This is a genomic window from Tsuneonella litorea (genome assembly GCF_025154015.1).
GTDB classification, from domain to species: domain Bacteria; phylum Pseudomonadota; class Alphaproteobacteria; order Sphingomonadales; family Sphingomonadaceae; genus Tsuneonella; species Tsuneonella litorea.
Map to the genome: position 1 here is coordinate 696,271 of NZ_JAOAMV010000001.1, position 18,404 is coordinate 714,674.

At 68.3% G+C, this 18,404-nt stretch carries 15 protein-coding genes and 1 tRNA gene; 7 read left to right on the top strand and 9 right to left on the bottom strand.

Features of this window, described 5'->3' with window-relative positions; all coding sequences use genetic code 11:
• Window positions 1-52 precede the first annotated feature (52 nt).
• From pheS to N0B51_RS03350, 3 genes are read left to right on the top strand one after another with little or no spacing between them, the layout of a single operon-like run.
• Window positions 53-1,162: a phenylalanine--tRNA ligase subunit alpha gene (gene pheS / locus N0B51_RS03340; protein ID WP_259960757.1), complete on the top strand. Its 1,110-nt coding sequence runs from the start codon at window positions 53-55 to the stop codon at window positions 1,160-1,162.
• A complete protein-coding gene (pheT, locus tag N0B51_RS03345) occupies window positions 1,159-3,549 on the top strand; it encodes a phenylalanine--tRNA ligase subunit beta (protein WP_259960758.1) in 2,391 nt (796 codons plus the stop codon). The genes pheS and pheT overlap by 4 nt, the downstream gene beginning before the upstream one ends.
• A complete protein-coding gene (locus N0B51_RS03350; protein WP_259960759.1) occupies window positions 3,546-4,292 on the top strand; it encodes an SDR family NAD(P)-dependent oxidoreductase in 747 nt (248 codons plus the stop codon). The genes pheT and N0B51_RS03350 overlap by 4 nt, the downstream gene beginning before the upstream one ends.
• Window positions 4,293-4,302: 10 nt before the next feature.
• On the opposite strand, the gene N0B51_RS03355 is transcribed toward N0B51_RS03350, so the two are convergent.
• On the bottom strand, window positions 4,303-5,898 hold the full coding sequence (locus tag N0B51_RS03355; RefSeq protein ID WP_259960760.1) for a carboxylesterase/lipase family protein: 1,596 nt from the start codon (window positions 5,896-5,898) through the stop codon (window positions 4,303-4,305).
• 114 nt (window positions 5,899-6,012) lie between these two features.
• Here N0B51_RS03355 and N0B51_RS03360 point away from each other — a divergent pair, with 114 nt between their 5' ends.
• A complete protein-coding gene (locus N0B51_RS03360) occupies window positions 6,013-7,557 on the top strand; it encodes a peptide chain release factor 3 (RefSeq protein ID WP_259960761.1) in 1,545 nt (514 codons plus the stop codon).
• Here N0B51_RS03360 and N0B51_RS03365 read toward each other — a convergent pair.
• The 5 genes from N0B51_RS03365 to N0B51_RS03385 form a co-directional block, all read right to left on the bottom strand.
• Window positions 7,554-8,969 (bottom strand): sensor histidine kinase, encoded by a 1,416-nt coding sequence (locus N0B51_RS03365; protein ID WP_259960762.1) that lies wholly within the window; start codon window positions 8,967-8,969, stop codon window positions 7,554-7,556. The genes N0B51_RS03360 and N0B51_RS03365 overlap by 4 nt on opposite strands.
• Before the next feature lie 7 nt (window positions 8,970-8,976).
• On the bottom strand, window positions 8,977-9,714 hold the full coding sequence (locus N0B51_RS03370; RefSeq protein WP_259960763.1) for a response regulator: 738 nt from the start codon (window positions 9,712-9,714) through the stop codon (window positions 8,977-8,979).
• 69 nt (window positions 9,715-9,783) lie between these two features.
• Window positions 9,784-10,389 carry an EF-hand domain-containing protein gene (locus N0B51_RS03375; RefSeq protein ID WP_259960764.1) on the bottom strand — a complete coding sequence of 202 codons (606 nt, stop codon included), beginning with the start codon at window positions 10,387-10,389 and terminating at the stop codon, window positions 9,784-9,786.
• A 204-nt stretch (window positions 10,390-10,593) separates the two neighbouring features.
• Window positions 10,594-10,974 carry a VOC family protein gene (locus N0B51_RS03380; protein ID WP_259960765.1) on the bottom strand — a complete coding sequence of 127 codons (381 nt, stop codon included), beginning with the start codon at window positions 10,972-10,974 and terminating at the stop codon, window positions 10,594-10,596.
• A 59-nt stretch (window positions 10,975-11,033) separates the two neighbouring features.
• Window positions 11,034-12,842 (bottom strand): aminopeptidase P family protein, encoded by a 1,809-nt coding sequence (locus N0B51_RS03385; RefSeq protein WP_259960766.1) that lies wholly within the window; start codon window positions 12,840-12,842, stop codon window positions 11,034-11,036.
• 37 nt (window positions 12,843-12,879) lie between these two features.
• On the opposite strand from N0B51_RS03385, the gene N0B51_RS03390 reads away from it, so the two are divergent.
• The 3 genes from N0B51_RS03390 to N0B51_RS03400 all read left to right on the top strand — a co-directional run bounded on the left by N0B51_RS03390 (window position 12,880) and on the right by N0B51_RS03400 (window position 15,543).
• Window positions 12,880-14,973, top strand: a complete 2,094-nt coding sequence (locus tag N0B51_RS03390) for a S9 family peptidase (protein WP_259960767.1) — start codon at window positions 12,880-12,882, stop codon at window positions 14,971-14,973.
• A complete protein-coding gene (locus N0B51_RS03395; protein ID WP_259960768.1) occupies window positions 14,955-15,374 on the top strand; it encodes an acyl-CoA thioesterase in 420 nt (139 codons plus the stop codon). Before N0B51_RS03390 ends, N0B51_RS03395 begins: the two co-directional genes overlap by 19 nt.
• A gap of 82 nt (window positions 15,375-15,456) precedes the next feature.
• A tRNA-Leu gene (locus N0B51_RS03400) sits at window positions 15,457-15,543 on the top strand.
• A 188-nt stretch (window positions 15,544-15,731) separates the two neighbouring features.
• On the opposite strand, the gene N0B51_RS03405 is transcribed toward N0B51_RS03400, so the two are convergent.
• The 3 genes from N0B51_RS03405 to N0B51_RS03415 are packed head-to-tail and all read right to left on the bottom strand — an operon-like array spanning window position 15,732 to window position 18,161.
• Window positions 15,732-17,414 carry a recombinase family protein gene (locus tag N0B51_RS03405; protein ID WP_259960770.1) on the bottom strand — a complete coding sequence of 561 codons (1,683 nt, stop codon included), beginning with the start codon at window positions 17,412-17,414 and terminating at the stop codon, window positions 15,732-15,734.
• Window positions 17,407-17,829 (bottom strand): DUF2924 domain-containing protein, encoded by a 423-nt coding sequence (locus tag N0B51_RS03410; protein WP_259960771.1) that lies wholly within the window; start codon window positions 17,827-17,829, stop codon window positions 17,407-17,409. The genes N0B51_RS03405 and N0B51_RS03410 overlap by 8 nt, the downstream gene beginning before the upstream one ends.
• Window positions 17,826-18,161 (bottom strand): DUF3489 domain-containing protein, encoded by a 336-nt coding sequence (locus N0B51_RS03415; protein WP_259960772.1) that lies wholly within the window; start codon window positions 18,159-18,161, stop codon window positions 17,826-17,828. Before N0B51_RS03415 ends, N0B51_RS03410 begins: the two co-directional genes overlap by 4 nt.
• Window positions 18,162-18,404 lie beyond the last annotated feature (243 nt).

An 18,404-nucleotide genomic window follows, 5' to 3' on the forward strand; every position in this document is an offset into this window, starting at 1 on the left:
CGCGCACGGGGCATTGCGATAGCGCGCGCGCGCCCCTAGGGGCCGTGGCGCAATGGATACGACCGATCAAACCCGCCTCGACGAGGCACTGGCCGCCATCGCCGCGGCCGAGACGAGCGAGGCGCTCGAGGCGCAGCGTGTCGCCGCGCTCGGCAAGTCCGGCTGGGTGAGCGCGCTGCTCAAGACGCTGGGCCAGATGAGCCCCGATCAGCGCCAGGTTGAAGGGCCGCGCATCCAGGGCCTGCGGACCGAGGTGTCCGCGGCGATCGAGAAGCGCAAGGCCGCGATCGAGGCCGCCGCGCTCGAGGCGCAGCTGGCGCGCGAGGTGCTCGACCTTACCCTGCCCGCGCCGCAAGCGCCGAAGGGCTCGATTCACCCGGTGAGCCAGGTCATGGACGAACTGGCCGAGATCTTCGCGGACATGGGCTTCTCGGTCGCCAGCGGTCCAGAGATCGAGGACGACTGGCACAACTTCACCGCGCTCAACATGCCCGAGAGCCACCCCGCGCGGGCGATGCACGACACGTTCTATTTCCCAGACCAGGGGCCAGTGGTGGCGGGTTCGCCGACGCGCATGCTGCTGCGGACGCATACCTCGCCGGTGCAGATTCGCTCGATGGTCGAACAGGGCGCGCCGCTGCGGATCATCGCGCCGGGCCGGGTCTATCGCAGCGACAGCGACGCCACGCACACGCCGATGTTCCACCAGATCGAGGGGCTGGTGATCGACGAAGGCATCCACCTCGGCCATCTCAAGTGGACGCTCGAGACTTTCCTCAAGGCCTTCTTCGAGACCGACGACATCGTGCTGCGCCTGCGGCCGAGCTATTTCCCCTTCACCGAGCCGAGCGTCGAGGTCGACGTAGGCTATCGCCTGGCCGACGGCGGATTCGGCGGTTCGGGCGACGACGACGGTCACGGCTGGATGGAAGTTCTCGGCAGCGGCATGGTCAACCGCCGGGTGATCGAGTTCGCCGGGCTCGATCCCGATCGCTGGCAGGGCTTCGCCTTCGGCACCGGCGTCGACCGGCTCGCCAAGCTCAAGTACGGGATGGACGACCTGCGCGCGTTCTTCGACGGCGACGTACGCTGGCTGGAGCATTACGGGTTCGACCCGCTCGACGTGCCGACCCTCTCGGCTGGCGTAGGAGCTAAGCTGTGAAGTTCTCGCTCGAATGGCTGAAGGCGTTCCTCGACACCGATGCGAGCGCGCCGGAAATTGCCGCGAAGCTCAACGCGATCGGGCTCGAGGTCGAGGGTCTCGAGGACCCGGCCGATCGCCTGCAGGGCTTTCGCGTCGCCGAAGTGCTGACAGCGAAGCCGCACCCCGATGCCGACAAGCTGCAGGTGCTCACCGTCGATACCGGCGAAGGCGATCCGCTGCAGGTCGTCTGCGGAGCGCCCAATGCGCGCGCGGGGGTGAAGGGCGTGCTCGGCCTGCCCGGCGCGGTCGTCCCCGCGAATGGGATGCAGCTGCGCAAGAGCGCGATCCGCGGGGTCGAATCGAACGGCATGATGTGTTCGGTGCGCGAGCTCGAACTGGGCGACGAACACGACGGAATCATCGAACTGCCCGCCGACGCGCCCGTCGGCACGGCCTTTGCCGACTACCACGGCGCGTCGCCCGTGTTCGACGTCGCGATCACCCCCAACCGGCCCGACTGCATGGGCGTCGAGGGCATCGCGCGGGACCTCGCCGCGGCGGGCATGGGCACGTTCAAGCCGTGGCGCGCCGACCACGTCGAGGGCAGCTTTCCCTGCCCGGTCGAGATCCGCACCGACGATCCTGCGGGATGCCCGGCATTCTACGGCCGCGTCATTCGCGGGGTGAAGAACGGCGCCTCGCCCGACTGGATGCAGGCCCGGTTGATCGCCGCCGGGCAGCGCCCGATCAGCGCGCTGGTCGATTTCACCAACTACCTCTCGCTGGGCTTCGGTCGCCCGGCGCACGTCTACGATTTGGCCAAGCTGACCGGCGCGGTCGTCGCCCGGCGCGCGAAGAACGGCGAGACGGTCGCGGCCCTCAACGAGAAAACCTACACGCTCGACGACACGATGACCGTTATCGCCGACGATGCGGGCGTGCACGACATCGGCGGCATCATGGGCGGCGAGCATTCGGGCGTCACCCCGGAGACCACCGACGTGCTGCTCGAGATCGCCTATTTCGATCCCGAGCGGATCGGCGCCACGGGGCGCAAGCTGGGCATCGCCAGCGATGCGCGCACCCGCTTCGAGCGCGGGGTCGACCCGGCATTCCTCGATGCGGGGCTCGACGTGCTCACCAACCTGATCCTGCGGTTCTGCGGCGGGGAGCCGAGCGAGGTCGTGCGCGCCGGATCGCCGCCGGCGGAGCCGCAGGTCGTGTCCTACGATCCCGGCCTTGCCCGGAAGCTCGGCGGTGTCGAGATTCCCGATGCCGAGCAGCGCGCGACGCTCGAGCGGCTGGACTTCGCAGTGTCGGGCGACTGGCAGGTCACGGTGCCGCTGCGCCGCCACGACGTCGAAGGACCCGCCGACCTCGTCGAGGAGGTCGTACGGATTCACGGCCTCGACAAGGTGCCCTCCGCCCCGCTCCCGCGCGTGGACGGCGTGGCGCGTCCCACCGCCACCCCCGAGCAGGCGCGAGAGCGCAAGGTCCGCCGCGCCGCCGCGGCGCGGGGCCTGTCCGAAGCGGTCACGTGGTCGTTTCTTCCCCCCGCCGACGCCGACCATTTCGCGGACGGCAACGGTGGCCTGTGGGTGCTCGACAACCCGATCAGCGAGGACATGAAGGCCATGCGCCCCTCGCTCATCCCCGGCCTCCTCGCCGCCGCCCGGCGCAACGCCGACCGCGGCGCGGATTCGATCCGCTTGTTCGAGGTCGGTCGCCGCTACCTGCGCGGGACGGGCGGCACAAGCGACGAGCGTGCCACCGTCGGCGTGCTGCTGGCGGGCGAAAGGACGCCGCGCGGGTGGGCGTCCGGGAAGGCGCGGTCGTTCGACGCCTACGACGCCAAGGCCGAGGCGCTCGCGCTGCTCGAAGCGGCCGGCGCGCCGGTCGGCAACCTGCAGGTCTTCGGCGAGGCCGGTCCCCAGTTCCATCCGGGCCAGTCGGGCACCCTGCGCCTCGGGCCCAAGACCGTGCTCGCCCGCTTCGGCGCGCTGCACCCTTCGACTTTGAAGGCGTTCGATGTCGCTGGACCGGCGATGGCGGCCGAGGTCTATCTCGACGCGATCCCGGCGAAGAAGAACGCGGGCTTCGCGCGTCCGGCCTACGATCCGCCCGCGCTGCAGGCGGTCAGGCGCGACTTCGCGTTCCTCGTCGACGCGGGGCTTGCCGCAGCCGACCTCGTGCGCGCGGTGCGCGGGGCGGACAAGGCCCAAATCGTCGAGGCCAGGGTGTTCGACGACTTCCGCGGCGCCGGGGTGCCGGAGGGCAAGAAGTCGCTCGCGATCGAGGTGACCTTCCAGCCCGGCGAGAAGACCTATACCGACGCCGACATCAAGGCGCTGTCGGACAAGGTCGTCGCCGCCGCGACCAGGCTTGGAGGAGAACTGCGCGGATGAAGACGGCGTTCGTCACCGGCGCCACCGCGGGCATCGGCGAGGCCACCGTCCGCACGCTCGTGAACGCGGGCTGGCGCTGCGTCGCCACCGGGCGGCGCGCCGAGCGGCTCGACGCGCTTGTCGCAGAACTCGGCGCCGACAAGGTCCGCCCGGCGGTGTTCGACGTGCGCGACGCGGCCGCGATGGAGCTGGCGGTGTCGAGCCTGCCCGACGCCTTCGCGCAGGTCGATCTGCTGGTGAACAATGCCGGGCTCGCGCAGGGCCTGTCGCCGGCGCAGGAGGCCAACCTCGACGACTGGCGGACGATGATCGACACCAACGTGACCGCGATGGTCACGCTGACCCGGCTGCTGCTGCCCGGCCTGATCGCACGCAAGGGCGCGATCGTCACGATCGGCTCGGTCGCAGGCAGCTACGTCTATCCCGGCGGCAACGTCTATGCCGGGTCGAAGGCGTTCGCGAACCATTTTACCCTCGCGCTTCGCGCCGATCTCCACGGCACGGGGGTGCGGGTGACCAGCATCGAACCGGGCATGGTCGAAACCGAGTTCACGCTCGTGCGCACCGGCAGCCAGGAAGCATCCGACCGGCTCTATGCCGGCGCGCACCCGATGACCGGGCAGGACATCGCCGACACGATCCGCTGGATCGCCGAACTGCCGCCCCACCTCAACGTCAACCGCATCGAGCTGATGCCGGTGAGCCAGGATTTCGCGGGCTTTCGGGTCGCCCGCGAGGGCTGAGCGCCCCGCGTCACCGCGCGGTCAGTTCGCGCAGCCCCTTGTCGGGATCGTCGACCACCTTCGGCGTGAGGTCGAGCTGCATCACCGCGCGCTTGCCGAGCGTGTAGGCGGGCCATTCGGGCAGCAGCGGGCTTGCCGGCACGCCCGACCTTGCGAACGAGAGCCACGCGTCGCTCATCATCGCTTCCATCTTCTTCGGCGCTTCCCCTTCGCCGACGAGTGCCGCGCTTTCCGCCGCGTTGGCGAACATCAGCGGCATGTCGAGCGTGTGGGGTGAGCGGAAGATGCCGCCCGCGACCGGGGTTTCCCAGGTCAGCTTGTAGACATAGACCGGGGCGCCGCCTGCGCGCGCGATCTGGTCGGCGATGACGTAGGACCCTTGCGCGAATCGCCAGGTCATCGCGCTGTTGGCGATGTAGGTCGGGCTCTCGCCGGGATTCTGCGCCTTCAGGTAGCCCACGACCTTTGCCGCCTCGGGCCCCATCATCGCCGCCATTCCGTCGAGCATGGCCGCGTCGAGCCGCCCGAACCACGGCTGGGCGGCGTTGAAGATAGTCATCTCGTCCTTGTTGTAGCCGATCATCACCGGCACGTCCTTGGACTGCGCAGGAGCGGCGGGCAGGAACGGGTCACGCCCCAGCACAACGCCGTCGACGATCGGACCGAAGTTCGCTCCGCCCCCGAAACCGCGCGCGGGAATGACGCCGCGCGCCGCCGCGAGCAGGTCCTCGGCCGGAACTGCCTGCAGCTGGGCCACGGTCGCGACGCCCAGCTTTTCCATGAGGGCGCCCGCGAGCTTCGCCGCGTCCTCCTTCTTGCCGCTGGTGACGCCCGGTCCCGACTGGATGATCGCCTTGGCGAACAGCCCGTCGGCAACCGGAGTGGCAAGCAGGTGGCTGACCTTCGATCCGCCGCCCGATTCGCCCATGATCGTGACATTGCCGGGATCGCCCCCGAACGCCGCGATGTTGTCGCGTACCCATTTCAGCGCGGCGACGAGGTCGAGGTTGCCGGCGTTGCCGCTGTCGGCAAAGGCGGCGTCCCGTTCGCCGAGGAAGGTGTAGCCGAAGGCATTCAGCCGGTGGTTGACGGTCACCACCACGACATCGCCCTTCGCGGCGAGGTTGCGCCCGTCATAGACCGGCCAGCCGCCCGAACCATAGGCGTATCCGCCGCCGTGGAACCACACCATCACCGGGCGCTTTCCGTTGTCGGCAGCGGGGGTCCACACATTGAGGAACAGGCAGTCCTCGTTGTCGATCTTGGCTTCCCCGGCGGTGGGGAAGATCGACTGGATCTGGCGCGTGGTGTCGGACGTGTTCGGCCCGCTCGGCGTGTACATCTGCATGCACGGCGCGCCGAGCGAGGTCGCGTCCCAGATGCCGTCCCACTTTTCTGCCGGTTGCGGCGCGCGAAAGCGCAGCGGACCCACCGGCGGCGCGGCGTAACGCAGGCCGAGAAACGCATCCACGCCCTCGTCCTCAAGGCCCTGCACCTTGCCCTGCGCGGTCTCGACGACCGGCGTCGGAACCGGCAATTCGGCCTGTGCCGCGCCCGCCAGCATCAACAAGCCTGCACCGATTGCAAGAAGCGGTTTGCCGATCATTACTCCATCTCCCTGTGTGTGCTCACGTTATTCTAGACTCGGGTATGGCGTCCGGCAACCGCGAACGGCGCAAGGCTGGCGGAGCGAGCCGCGCCCGGCTAAGGCGCGCGTCCCATGACCTCCACCGTTTCCGGCAACCGCCGCACCTTCGCGATCATCTCGCACCCCGACGCGGGCAAGACCACGCTGACCGAAAAGCTGCTGCTGCAAGGCGGCGCGATTCACCTTGCGGGCGAGGTCAAGGCGCGGGGGCAGGCGCGCCGTGCGCGGTCGGACTGGATGAAGATCGAGCAGCAGCGCGGGATTTCCGTCACCTCGAGCGTCATGACGTTCGAAAAGGACGGCACGGTCTTCAACTTGCTCGACACCCCCGGGCACGAGGACTTTTCCGAGGACACCTACCGCACGCTGACCGCGGTCGATTCGGCGGTCATGGTGATCGACGCGGCCAAGGGCATCGAGCCGCAGACCCGCAAGCTGTTCGAGGTCTGCCGGCTGCGCAGCGTGCCGATCATCACCTTCGTGAACAAGGTCGACCGCGAGGGCCGCCCGCTGACCGAGATCCTCGACGAGGTGGCCGACGCGCTGGCGCTCGACGTCAGCCCGCAGGGCGCGCCGCTCGGGATGGGCGGGCTGTTTACCGGCGTGCTCGATTTCGCCAGCGACACCGTCGCGAAGCCCGACGGCGGCAGCAAGGAATACCTGGGCCGCCGCGAACCGTTTGAGGGGCTGGACGGGCTGCCCGGCGAGCTGGCGGAAGAGATCGAGCTGGTCCGCGAAGGCTATCCCGCATTCGACCTCGAGGCATACCGCAACGGCGATCTGACCCCGGTCTTCTTCGGCAGTGCGCTCAAGAACTTCGGCGTCGAGGAACTGATCGCCGCGATCGACCGCTGGGCCCCGCCGCCGCGCCCGCAACCGTCCGAGGACGGGCCGGTCGCGCCGACCCGCGACGAAGTCACCGGCTTCATCTTCAAGGTCCAGGCCAACATGGACCCCAACCACCGCGACCGGATTGCCTTCATGCGGCAGGTGTCGGGCACCTTCAGGCGCGGGATGAAGCTGACCCCGAGCGGGCTCGGCAAGCCGATCGCGGTGCACTCGCCGATCCTGTTCTTCGCGCAGGACCGCGAGATCGCCGACACCGCGCAGGCCGGGGACATCATCGGCATTCCCAATCACGGCACGCTGCGCGTCGGCGACACGCTGTCGGAAAGCAACAAGGTCCGCTTCACCGGTCTGCCCAACTTCGCGCCGGAGATCCTGCGCCGCGTCGTGCTCAAGGACCCGACGAAGACCAAGCAGCTGAGAAAGGCGCTCGACGACCTCAGCGAAGAAGGCGTGATCCAGGTGTTCTATCCCGAGTTCGGCGCGCAGTGGATCGTCGGCGTGGTCGGCCAGCTGCAGCTCGACGTTCTCGTCAGCCGGCTCGAGGCCGAGTACAAGGTCGGCGCCAACCTTGAGCCCGCGCCGTTCGCGACCGCGCGCTGGATCAAGGGCAGCGATGCGGCGCTGAAGGCATTCGCCGACTTCAACCGCGCGAACCTCGCGACCGACCGCGACGGCGACCCGGTGTTCATGGCGAAGAGCGCGTGGGACGTGAACTACCAGGCCGAGAAGAACCCCGACCTGACGTTCTCGGCGACGAAGGAACGCTAGAGCGGCAGGCGCAATTCCGCGCGCAGCCCGCCTTCGGGCCGGTTCTCCAGCACCAGCTGCCCGCCGTGCGCCTCGGCTATGGCGCGCGCGAGCGTTAGGCCAAGGCCCGCTCCGCCGGTTTCGCGATTGCGGCTTGCCTCGCCCCGCACGAAGGGATCGGTGATCGTCGAGAGGCGGTCTGGGGCTATGCCAGGCCCGTCGTCAGTGACCCGCAGCACGGCCCGGTTGCCCTCGCGCAGCACGCTCACCTGCGCCTCCCCGCCATAGCGGACCGCGTTGGCGACGAGGTTGCGCAGCGCCCGCTTGGCCCAGGTCACGTGAACCGGTGCCACCACCCGTGGTCCTTCGGCGAGCGTGGCGGGCTGGCTCATGTCCTCGAACTCCTCGACCACCGAGGCGGCGAGCGCGCCGAGGTCGGTGCGCTCGGGCGGCTCGCTCGCGCGGCCGACGCGGGCGAGCGAAAGGATGTCGTCGAGCGTGCGGACGATGTCCTCGATTCCGGCCGCCATCCGCTCGCGCTCGGCATCGTCCTCGACGCTCTCGATCCGCACGCGCAGCGCGGCGAGCGGGGTCTTGAGGTCGTGCCCGATCGCGCCGAGCATCACGTCCTTCTCGTCGAGCATCGCGCCGATCCGGGCTTCCATCGCATTGTGCGCCTCGATCAGGCGGCGCACGTCGTCTGGTCCCTCGGGCAAGAGCGGGGCAACGCTGTCGGGTGTCCGGGCAAACGCTTCGACCCGCCGGGTAAGCGCCGCGAGCGGACGGGTGATCCGGCGCAGCAGGAGGCCGATGGCGAGCATCAGGACGACGAACAGCACGAACGTCTGCGCGACGAGGGCCCGCAGCGCCTGAGGGTCCCGCGGCTGGCTGATCGCGCGGGCGGTGATCCACTTGCCCTGGCCATCGGGCACGCTGGCGAGGACGATCCGCGCCCGTTCGAGGTGCATTTCGGGGGCGAACGGCCGTCCCATCTCGATCCGGCGCAAGACCCGCGGGTCGGACAGGGCGGACCGGCTCGTCACCCGCAGGTCATCGCTGCCGCGCAAGCCCTGCTCGGCGAGGACGGTGCGAAGGGCCGCGCGAATCGCCGGCTCGGCCCGGTCGCGGGGCAGCGCGGGCGGCCGGTCGGTGCGCTCGATCCGCATCCGGCGCGGGCCGAACCGCTCGTGCGCGCCGCGCATCGCCCGCATCGGTCCGAACCGCTCGCCGAGACGCTCGCCGGACGGTCCCGCCAAGGCGCCGCTCGAGGCGGCGGTCAGCTGGAGCGCCAGCGAGCCGACGGTGCGCTGCATCCGCCGATCCTCGCTCGCACGGAACAGGAGCACCGCCGAAATCGCCTGCGCGACCAGCAGCGCGCCCGCAACAACCAGCAGGACCTGCCCCAACAGGCTGCGCGGCCAGAACCGTTTCACCGGCCGCCTATCCGTCGTGGCCGGGAATGGCCCGGCGCACGTCTGCGGCAAAGCGATAGCCGCCGCCGCGCACGGTCTGGATGAAATGGGGATTGCGGCTGTCTTGCTCGATCTTGCGCCGCAGCCGGCTGACCTGGTTGTCGACCGCCCGGTCGAACAGGTGCGCCTCGCGCCCCTGCACGAGATCGAGCAGCCGGTCGCGGTCGATCACCTGGCGCGGCCGGTCGAGGAACGCGGTCAGCAGGCGAAACTCAGCGGTCGAAATCGGCACCGTCGCCCCTTCGGGATCGGTCAGGCGGCGCTTAAGCGGATCGAGCCGCCAGCCCTCGAACTCGTAGAACGCATCGTCTTCGGGCATGGACCGCGGCCTGCTTGATCGGCGCAGGACCGAGCGGATGCGCGCGACCAGTTCGCGCGGTTCGAACGGCTTCACGACGTAGTCGTCGGCGCCGATCTCGAGCCCGACGATGCGGTCGGTCGGCTCGCCCCTGGCGGTCAGCAGGATCGTCGGAATCGCCCTCGCTTCGACCAGGTGGCGGCAGAGCGACAGGCCGTCCTCTCCGGGCATCATGATGTCGAGCAGGACAAGGTCGGGGGTTTCCGAAACCAGCGCGCTGCGCGCCGCCGCGGCGCTGTCCGCCTCGCGCACGGAAAATCCCTGGCGGGCGAGATAGGCGGCGAGCGGTTCGCGTAAGGTCGGCTCGTCGTCGACCAGAAGGAGGCGGGTGGGCTGGGGATCGGTCATGGCGCACTGCACCCGTGCCCGCAGCGGGACGCGCCGGTCAAGCGCGTCCCGCCGCTTCGGGACCGGTCCTCAGTTGGCGGGCTGGGCAGCCTGGCGCGCGGCCCGGCGTTCCTGCCACCTGGCCTTCATCTGGGCCTTCATCGCTTCGCGGGCGGCAGCCCGTTCGGCCTGGGTGACGGTGCCGTTGCCGTCGGCATCGGCGCGCTCGAACCGCTTCATCGCGGCGGCGGTGAACTCGGCCTTGCTGATCGCGCCGTCACCATTGGTGTCGGCCATCTTGGCCATCATCGGCCCGCGGCCGCCGCGCATGGCGCCCATCCGGTGGCCCGCCATCGCGGCGTGGCCGTCTCCGCGCTTGCCCGGACGCGTGCCGTCGGCCTGGCCGCGATGCATGGCGTCGAATTCGCTCCGGCTGATCGCGCCGTCGCCGTTGGCGTCCATCTTCTCGAACATCTTCGCCTTCATCTGCGCGCGCATGGCTTCGCGGTCGGTCTTGTCGAGCTTGCCGTCGCCGTTGACGTCCATCTTGGCGAAATGTTCGGCGGCCATCGCCTGCGCCTGTGCGCGGGTCATGTCGCCCTGGGGCATCCGGTGCCCGCCCGTGCCGGGAGCCGCGAGCGCGACCCCCGCGGTGGCGAGCGTGGCGGCGGCGATCGAAAGGGTCAGTGTGCGCATGGTGTCAATCTCTCTCCAGTAAGCAGGAAGAGCCGCGGCGCGCGGGACGGGGAGGGGAACCGGGTCCCGCGCCGCCGCAGCTCACCCTTGCCATTCTAGTGCGGTCCTGTCGCAGCCTTATCGCCGATCGGACAAGATTTGTCGCGGATTGTCGCATCACGCAACCGCGGTTCATCCGCCGGCAAGCCGCTCTCCTGCGCCCGGTCAGCCGTCAGGGGTCGCCATGACGAAGGCGTTGAGCTTGTTGCCATCGGGATCGCGGAAATAGCCGGCATAGAAGCCGCCCCCGCGATCGCCCGGCGCGCCTTCGTCGGTGCCGCCGTTGGCGAGCGCGATGTCGTAGAGCCGGCGGACCTGCGCCTCGTCGTTCGCCTGCAGCGCGACCATCACGCCGTTGCCGACGGTGGCTGGGTTCCCGTCATGGGGCGCGGTCAGGCCGATGCCGGCGCCGCCGCCCGGTTCGCCCCAGGCGATGACCTGCTCGTTCTCCATCATCCGGCCGACGCCAAGCTCGCCGCACAGCGCATCGTAGAACTTCGCGCCCCTGTCGCGGTCGTTGGTCCCGAGGGTGACGTACCCGATCATCCTGAATGCTCCGTGCCGCGACTCGACCCGAGTGGAACATTACAGGAACATGGCTGGTCTTACAACGGGGCGCAGGCCTCCTCGAGCCAGGCGAGCACATCGCCCGAGAGCTGCGGCGCGAGCACCTGTTTCACCTGTGCGTGATAGTCGTCCAGCCAAGCGCGCTCCGCGTCGGTAAGCAGCGCAGGCTCGATCAGTGCCTTGTCGATCGGGGCGAACGTCAGCGTCTCAAAGCCGAGATAGTCGCCCTCCGCACCCGCGATCTCGCGCTTCTCGACGAGGACGAGGTTCTCGATCCGGATGCCGTAGGCGCCTTCTTTATAGTAGCCGGGCTCGTTGGACAGGATCATCCCTTCCATCAGCGCCTGGTCGCCGCCGGCCTGCGCGCCGGTGATCTTGGCGATGCGCTGGGGCCCTTCGTGGACCGACAGGAAGCTGCCGACGCCGTGCCCGGTGCCGTGGGCGTAATCGACGCCCGCCTCCCACAGGAACTGCCGCGCGAACGCGTCGATCTGGCCGCCGACGGTGCCTTGCGGGAAGACCGCGCGGTCGATCGCGATGTGGCCCTTCAATACGCGGGTATTGCGGTCCTTCTGCTCGGCCGATGGCGCGCCCGGACCGATCCAGACGGTCCGGGTGATGTCGGTCGTCCCGTCGAGGTACTGCCCACCCGAATCGCACAGGTAGATGCTCGACGGAGCGATCGGGATGTTGCTGTCCTCGTCGACCCGGTAGTGCGGCAGCGCGGCGTGCGGGCCGGCGGCGCTGATCGTGTCGAACGAGAGGTCGCGCAGCGTGTCCGATGCCTCGTCGCGGAAGCGCCGCAGCTGCGCCGCCGCCGACAGTTCGTCGAGCCCGCCCCTGGGGCCTTCGACGCTCAGCCAGTGGAGGTACTTGGCGATCGCCGCGCCGTCGCGCGCCTGCGCGTCGCGGTGTCCCTGCTGCTCGACCGGGTTCTTGATCGCGCGCGGCAGGATCGTCGGGTCGCGCACGGCGACGGGCTTCGCGCCCGCGCCTTCGAGCGCGTGGAAGATCGCCGCCACGCCATAGTTCGGATCGACCGCGACGGTCTTGCCGGACAGCTCCTTCAATGCGCCCTCGAACGCGAGGCGCGGGCGGATCGTCACCGCGTTGCCGAGGTGCTGGGTCAATTCGGGGGTGACCTTGTCCTCGCCTATGAACAGCTCGGCGGTGCCGTCGGCGTGCGCGATGACGTACGCGAGCGCCACAGGCGTCCGCTCGACGTCGCTGCCGCGGATGTTGAGCAGCCAGGCGACCGAATCGAGCGCGCTGACGACGGCGGCGTCGTAGCCTTCCTCCTTGAGCCAGTCGGCCACCTCGGCGCGCTTGTCGGCGCTCGAGCGGCCCGCGCGCGATTCGTCGTGGACCAGCGCGGGGGCGTTCGACGGTTCGGGCCGGTCGGCCCAGACCGTGTCGATCGGGTTGCCATCGACCGGCACCAGCCCGGCCCCCTTCTTTTCCAGCGCCTTGGCGACTTCGTCAGCCCAGCCCTTCGAATGGAGCCAGGCGTCGTAGCCGATCTTCGCCCCGTCGGGCGCGTTCGCGGCGAGCCACTTGGCGGGACTGGATGCCGGCACGCCGACGTATTCGAACAGCTTGCCGTCAACCTGGTCGCGCACCTGCACGGTGTAGCGGCCGTCGACGAAGATCGCGGCCTTGTCCTTCAGCACCGCGGCGGTCCCCGCAGAGCCGCCGAAACCGGTCAGCCAGTGCAGCCGCTGGGCGTAGCCGCCGATATACTCGCTCATGTGCTCGTCGCTGATGGGGACGACGAATCCGTCGAGCCCGCGCTTCTTCAGTTCCTCGCGCAAGGCGGAGAGGCGGGCTTCGTGGGTCTGCATGAGCATTGTTGCGGTCCTTTCGCATCCCACATAGGGCCGCGCCATGCCAGATTCCACCATGAACGATGCAGCCGTGAACCCGGCGAAGACACCCCCCCGCGCGGCGAAAAAGCCTTCGAGCGTGACCCACCACGGGATCACCGTCGCCGACGACTACGCATGGCTGCGCGATCCGAAATACCCGATGGTCGACGACCCGGAAATCCTTGCCCACCTGGAAGCCGAGAACGCGTGGTTCGAGGCCGCGATCGCCGGTCAGAAGGACCGCATCGACGCGCTGTTCACCGAGATGCGCGCGCGGATCAAGGAAGCCGACACGTCGGTCCCGCAGAAGGACGGTGACTACCTCTACTGGATCGAGTTCGAGGACGGTGCCGAGTACAAAAAGTGGTGGCGCAGGCCCGTCGCGGGCGCGGACGACGGAACCGCGGACGAGCTGATCCTCGACGAGGTCGCGCTGGCCGAGGGCAAGGACTACTTCCGCCTCGGCGCGATCAGCGTGTCGAACGACGGGACGAAGCTCGCCTACTCGATCGACGACAACGGATCGGAACGCTTCACCGCTCGGGTGAAGGACCTGGCGAGCGGCGAGCACCTGCCCGACGTGATCCCTGGTACCCTGTCCTCGCTCGTCTGGGCGGCGGGCGACACCTGCCTCGTCTACAGCCTCGCCAACGAGCAGTGGCGCACCGACAACGCGCGGCTGCACCGGTTGGGGACCCCGCTCGCCGACGACGTCGAGCTCTATCACGAGGACGACGAGGGCTTCCGCGTCGGCACTACGCTGTCGGCGAACGAGAAGTGGCTGATCGTATCGGCCAGCGATCACGAGACGAGCGAGGTACGCCTGATCCCCGCCGCCGATCCGCTCGCCGAGCCGCTGCTGGTCAAGCCGAGGGCGAAGGGGGTCGAATATGAAGTCGATGAGCGCGAGGGCGTGCTTTACGTGCTCGCCAACGACACGCACGAGAACTTCCGTCTCGCCACCGCGCCGCTCGAGGCGCCGGGCGAGTGGACCACGCTGATCGAGGGAACCGACGCGTTCTACCTTACCGGATTCGACCTGTTCCGCGACTTCTTCGTGGTCGAGGGGCGGCAGGCCGGGCTCGATACGATCGAGGTGCGCTACTACGACGATCCCGACCGGGTCGAGCCGATCGCCTTTCCGGAGGAGAGCTATTCGGCCGGCCTCGGCGACAATCCCGAATGGGCGATGGACCGCCTGCGGGTCGGCTACCAGTCGATGGTCAGCCCGGCGACGACCTATGACTACCACGTCGCGGAACGCCGACTCGAGGTGCTCAAGGTGCAGGAGGTGCCTTCGGGCTACGACCCCGACCTCTACGCCACCGAGCGCCTCCACATCGCCGCGCGCGACGGCACCGCGATTCCCGTCTCGATCATGTATCGCAAGGACCGCGCCTCGCCCGGACCGCTGCACCTCTACGGCTACGGCGCCTATGGCATCGCGATTCCGCCCGGGTTTTCTACGACGCGGCTCAGTCTCGTCGACCGCGGCTTCGCCTATGCGATCGCGCACATCCGCGGCGGCGACGACCTCGGGCGGGCCTGGTACAAGGGAGGCAAGCTGGAACGCAGGGTCAACACCTTCACCGACTTCGTCGATGTCGCGAAGGGGCTGGTGGCGCGCGGTTACACCGAAAGGGGCCGCATCAGCATCTCGGGCGGCTCGGCCGGCGGCGAGCTGATGGGCGCGGTGGTCAACTCCGATCCCGATCTGTGGGGCGCAGTCGTGGCGCACGTTCCGTTCGTCGACGTGCTCGCGACGATGCTCGACGCCAGCCTGCCGCTCACTCCCGGCGAGTGGCCCGAATGGGGCAACCCGATCGAGGACAGGGCCGCGTTCGAGCTGATCCGCTCCTACAGCCCCTACGACAACGTGCGCGAACAGGCCTATCCGCCGATGCTGGTGACCGCCGGGCTCAACGACCCGCGGGTGACCTACTGGGAGCCGGCGAAGTGGGTCGCCCGCCTGCGCGAGAAGAAGACCGACGACAACGTGCTGCTATTGAAGACCAACATGGGCGCAGGGCACGGCGGCAAGTCGGGCCGCTTCGAATCCTTGCGCGAAACGGCCGAGGAATACGGCTTCATCCTGTGGCAGATGGGGCTGTGAACCGGTTCGCGCTCACCTTCACCGCGGCGCCCGAGCACATCGACGAACTCGGCCACGTCAACAACGCGGTCTGGGTGACCTGGATTCAGGATATCGCGACCGCGCACTGGTCGGCGGTCGCCGCGCCCGAACACGCCGACAAGTACGTCTGGGTCGTGACGAGGCACGAGATCGACTACCGGGGCAACATCGGCGCGGGCGAGAGCGTGACCGCCGAAACCTTCATTCCCGAAGGTCCGCGCGGCGCCCAGTTCGACCGCTGCGTCGAGTTCCGCGACGCAAGCGGCAAGCGGATCGTCGCCGCGCGCAGCACCTGGGCGATGCTCGACAAGGCCACCGGCCGGCTCGTGCGCGTACCGCCCGAAGTCGCAGCGCCATTCCTGCCCGGAACCGAACGCTGATTCACCGCTTGCGGGGCGGCAAACCCGTTGCTAGAGGCGCGCGCCTACCCGGACCGCTCGGCGGTCCAATCCCATTCGATGTGCGGTCGTGGCGGAATTGGTAGACGCGCAACGTTGAGGTCGTTGTGGGCGAAAGCCCGTGGAAGTTCGAGTCTTCTCGACCGCACCACACAGCCCTGAGTGGTCCCCAAGGATCCGGAAGGCCGCGGAACTGGCGCCGGGAATGGCGCAGTTCTGCGGCCTTCCCGCTTCTGACATTGCGAGATTGCAGTTAGAGACGCGCTCAGATTGGGCAATATCCGGGCGCAATGCGTCTGCCGTCTCAGGCCGGAAAATACTGACTGCGGTTGGATATGGTCAGGAGAGACCGAGCTCGCGGCGTTGGTCGGTCCAGGCAAGCGGCAGCGGTTTGCTCAACAGGCGCGAAGCGGTGAGATGCTCGGGTTGCCTGCCTTCGAGGATAGAAGTGACGATGTCCGGCGCCAGGCAGGCAAGTGCGACCAACTTGGCGAGCCGGGTCCGGCACCGCCCCTGACCGCGCGCGATACTAGCGATTGAGTTCTCGGGGTTGACGAGGACCAATTGCCGGGCCTGATGTGCCTCTGCAACGAGCGCCACGAGCTTGTCGTCACGACGCCTTGGCTTCGCGCGGGCATCTTCGGGTCCGGAAATGACCAGACGCAGCTGGTGACCCCGGCGAACACGGATCGCTGGGATATTGATGATTAAAGGATCAGGGGCAAGTGATCCCACGTCCAGGCCAAGCCGCTTGACCAAGGCGTCGGTGTCGAGCTCAACCTCGACCCGCTCCTCGTGCAGCAGGACCTGCCGGACCAAGAGGTCCAGTAACTCGGCCCTCGCGTTCGCATGACCGCTGCGCAAAGTCGCGGTGGCGAGACCAGCTTCGGCAGTTGCTGCCTGGAGCTGGTCGGCATCGGTGTCAGCTGAACCTGCGTGCCCAATCATGAACTGGCCATCGGCCAGCTTCGCAGCAATGCTCGAACACACCAGCTGCTCGAGGTCGTGCGCCGAGACGCGCCAAGCGCGGGTGCCATCAAGCTGGTCGGGACGTGTGACGTAGTAGCGGTATCGCCTGCGCGACTTGGTTGCGTGGCTCGGAGTCATCTCGCGCGCCTCGCCATCGAACACCTTACCGACGAGCAGGCTTGGATGCTTGTGCTTTAGTCGGCGCGCGGAACCAGCCGCGTTGGCAGCAAGCATCGCCTGCACCTCGTCCCAGAACTGTTCCTCGACGATCGCCTCGTGTTCGCCGGCATAGGCCTTGCCCTTGTGAACGATGCACCCGCAGTAGATGCGGTTCGAGAGCAGATGGTAGAGCGTGCCGCGGCGATAGATGCAGCCGCCCCGGTGCGGCCCGCTGCTCCTGCGTTGGATCTTGGTCCTGTAGCCTTCGCGGTTCAGCTCTTCGGCCAGGGCAGGCACCGACTTCAGCGCGAGATAGCGCCGCATGATGTGCCGGACCTGCTCGGCCTCGTTCCCGTTCACCACGAGCTTGCGGTCGCGGACCTCGTATCCCAGCGGCACCGGTCCGCCCATCCAAAGGCCCTTCTTCTTCGAGGCCGCGATCTTGTCACGGATGCGTTCGCCCGTGACCTCGCGCTCAAACTGGGCGAACGAGAGCAGCATGTTGAGCGTCAGCCGTCCCATGCTCGTGGTGGTGTTGAAGCTCTGGGTGATGCTGACGAAGCTGGCTTCAGCCCGGTCGAGCACTTCTACGATCTTGGCGAAGTCGGCGAGGCTGCGGGTCAGCCGGTCGATCTTGTAAAGCAGGACGATATCGACCTTCCCAACATCGACGTCCGCGAGCAGGCGCTTCAGTCCAGGACGCTCCATGTTGCCGCCCGAGAACCCGCCGTCGTCGTAACGATCCGTGACCAGGACCCATCCTTCGTGCCGCTGGCTCAAGGCATAGGCAGCGCAGGCTTCGTACTGCGCATCAAGGCTGTTGAACTCCTGCTCGAGACCATTCTCGGTCGACTTGCGGGTATAGACCGCGCAGCGCAGCAGCTTCTCAGCCATCGGCAGTCAGCCCGAAGAAGCGCGGCCCCGACCAGTGGGCACCGGTAACGTGCCGGGCGATCTCGCTGAGCGAGCGCCAGGTGCGGTCGCCGTGAGCAAAACCTATCTCCAGAACTTCGACCGTCACGGTCCGGCCGTTCCATTCGCGGACCAGCCGAGTGCCGGGTGTGAGTTCGACACGCGGGCGAGAGGCCGATGCTGCGCTACTCTGTGAAGCGGCGCGGGCAAGCTCGCGCGCCACAAGCGCTGGCAGGGCGCCGTGGCGGCGCTCCTGCAAGCGCTGTGCGACGAGGCGACGCAACATCGCCGGGGGAACCGAGGGAGGGGCGCTGCCCTCCGTCCCGGTCCACTTCTCCTTCAGCTGCGCTGGCGTGAGGTCCATCAACCCAGCCAGTTCGTCGTAGATCTGGCTCACTGCGACACCAGTTCGACGATCGCGTAGCGACTGACGCCGTCGAGCCGGGTCCGCTTGATCGCGTGGCCTTTCTTCTTGAGGCCCGTCAGTGCCGCGCGGGCGGAGTGGGGAAGCCACCCGGTGACCTCGACCAGTTCGTCGAGTGTCGCGCCTCCCTCGCGTTTCAGCAGCGCGAGGACGAAGTCAGTCTTGTTGGGCTTCTTCGTTTCTGAGGGCTCTCGAATGGCGGGCGAAGCGCTATCAGAGCCTCCTGCGTCGAGCGTTCCGCTGGCATCGCTGCTCGGCTGTCGAGCCATGCGGCGCTGCCGCTTCGTGGTGGTTGTGCTGGTCATGGGTGATTCTCCTGGTCGGAGCAGCACCATCGCCGCCCCACCACCCAAGGCCCCGCCGGTCGCGCCGGTCAGGGCAGCGGCCGGTCCCATCGGCCTCAATTCGTCGGAACAGCAATGCTCGGTTGCCGGACGAAGTCGAGTTCATTCTCAACGTCCGCTTCGCGCTCCGATCCAAGACGTAGGCATCCGAATTCTTAGTTCCCAAAAGCAGACCTTCTATGCGGCCATTCCGGCCAAGGAGAA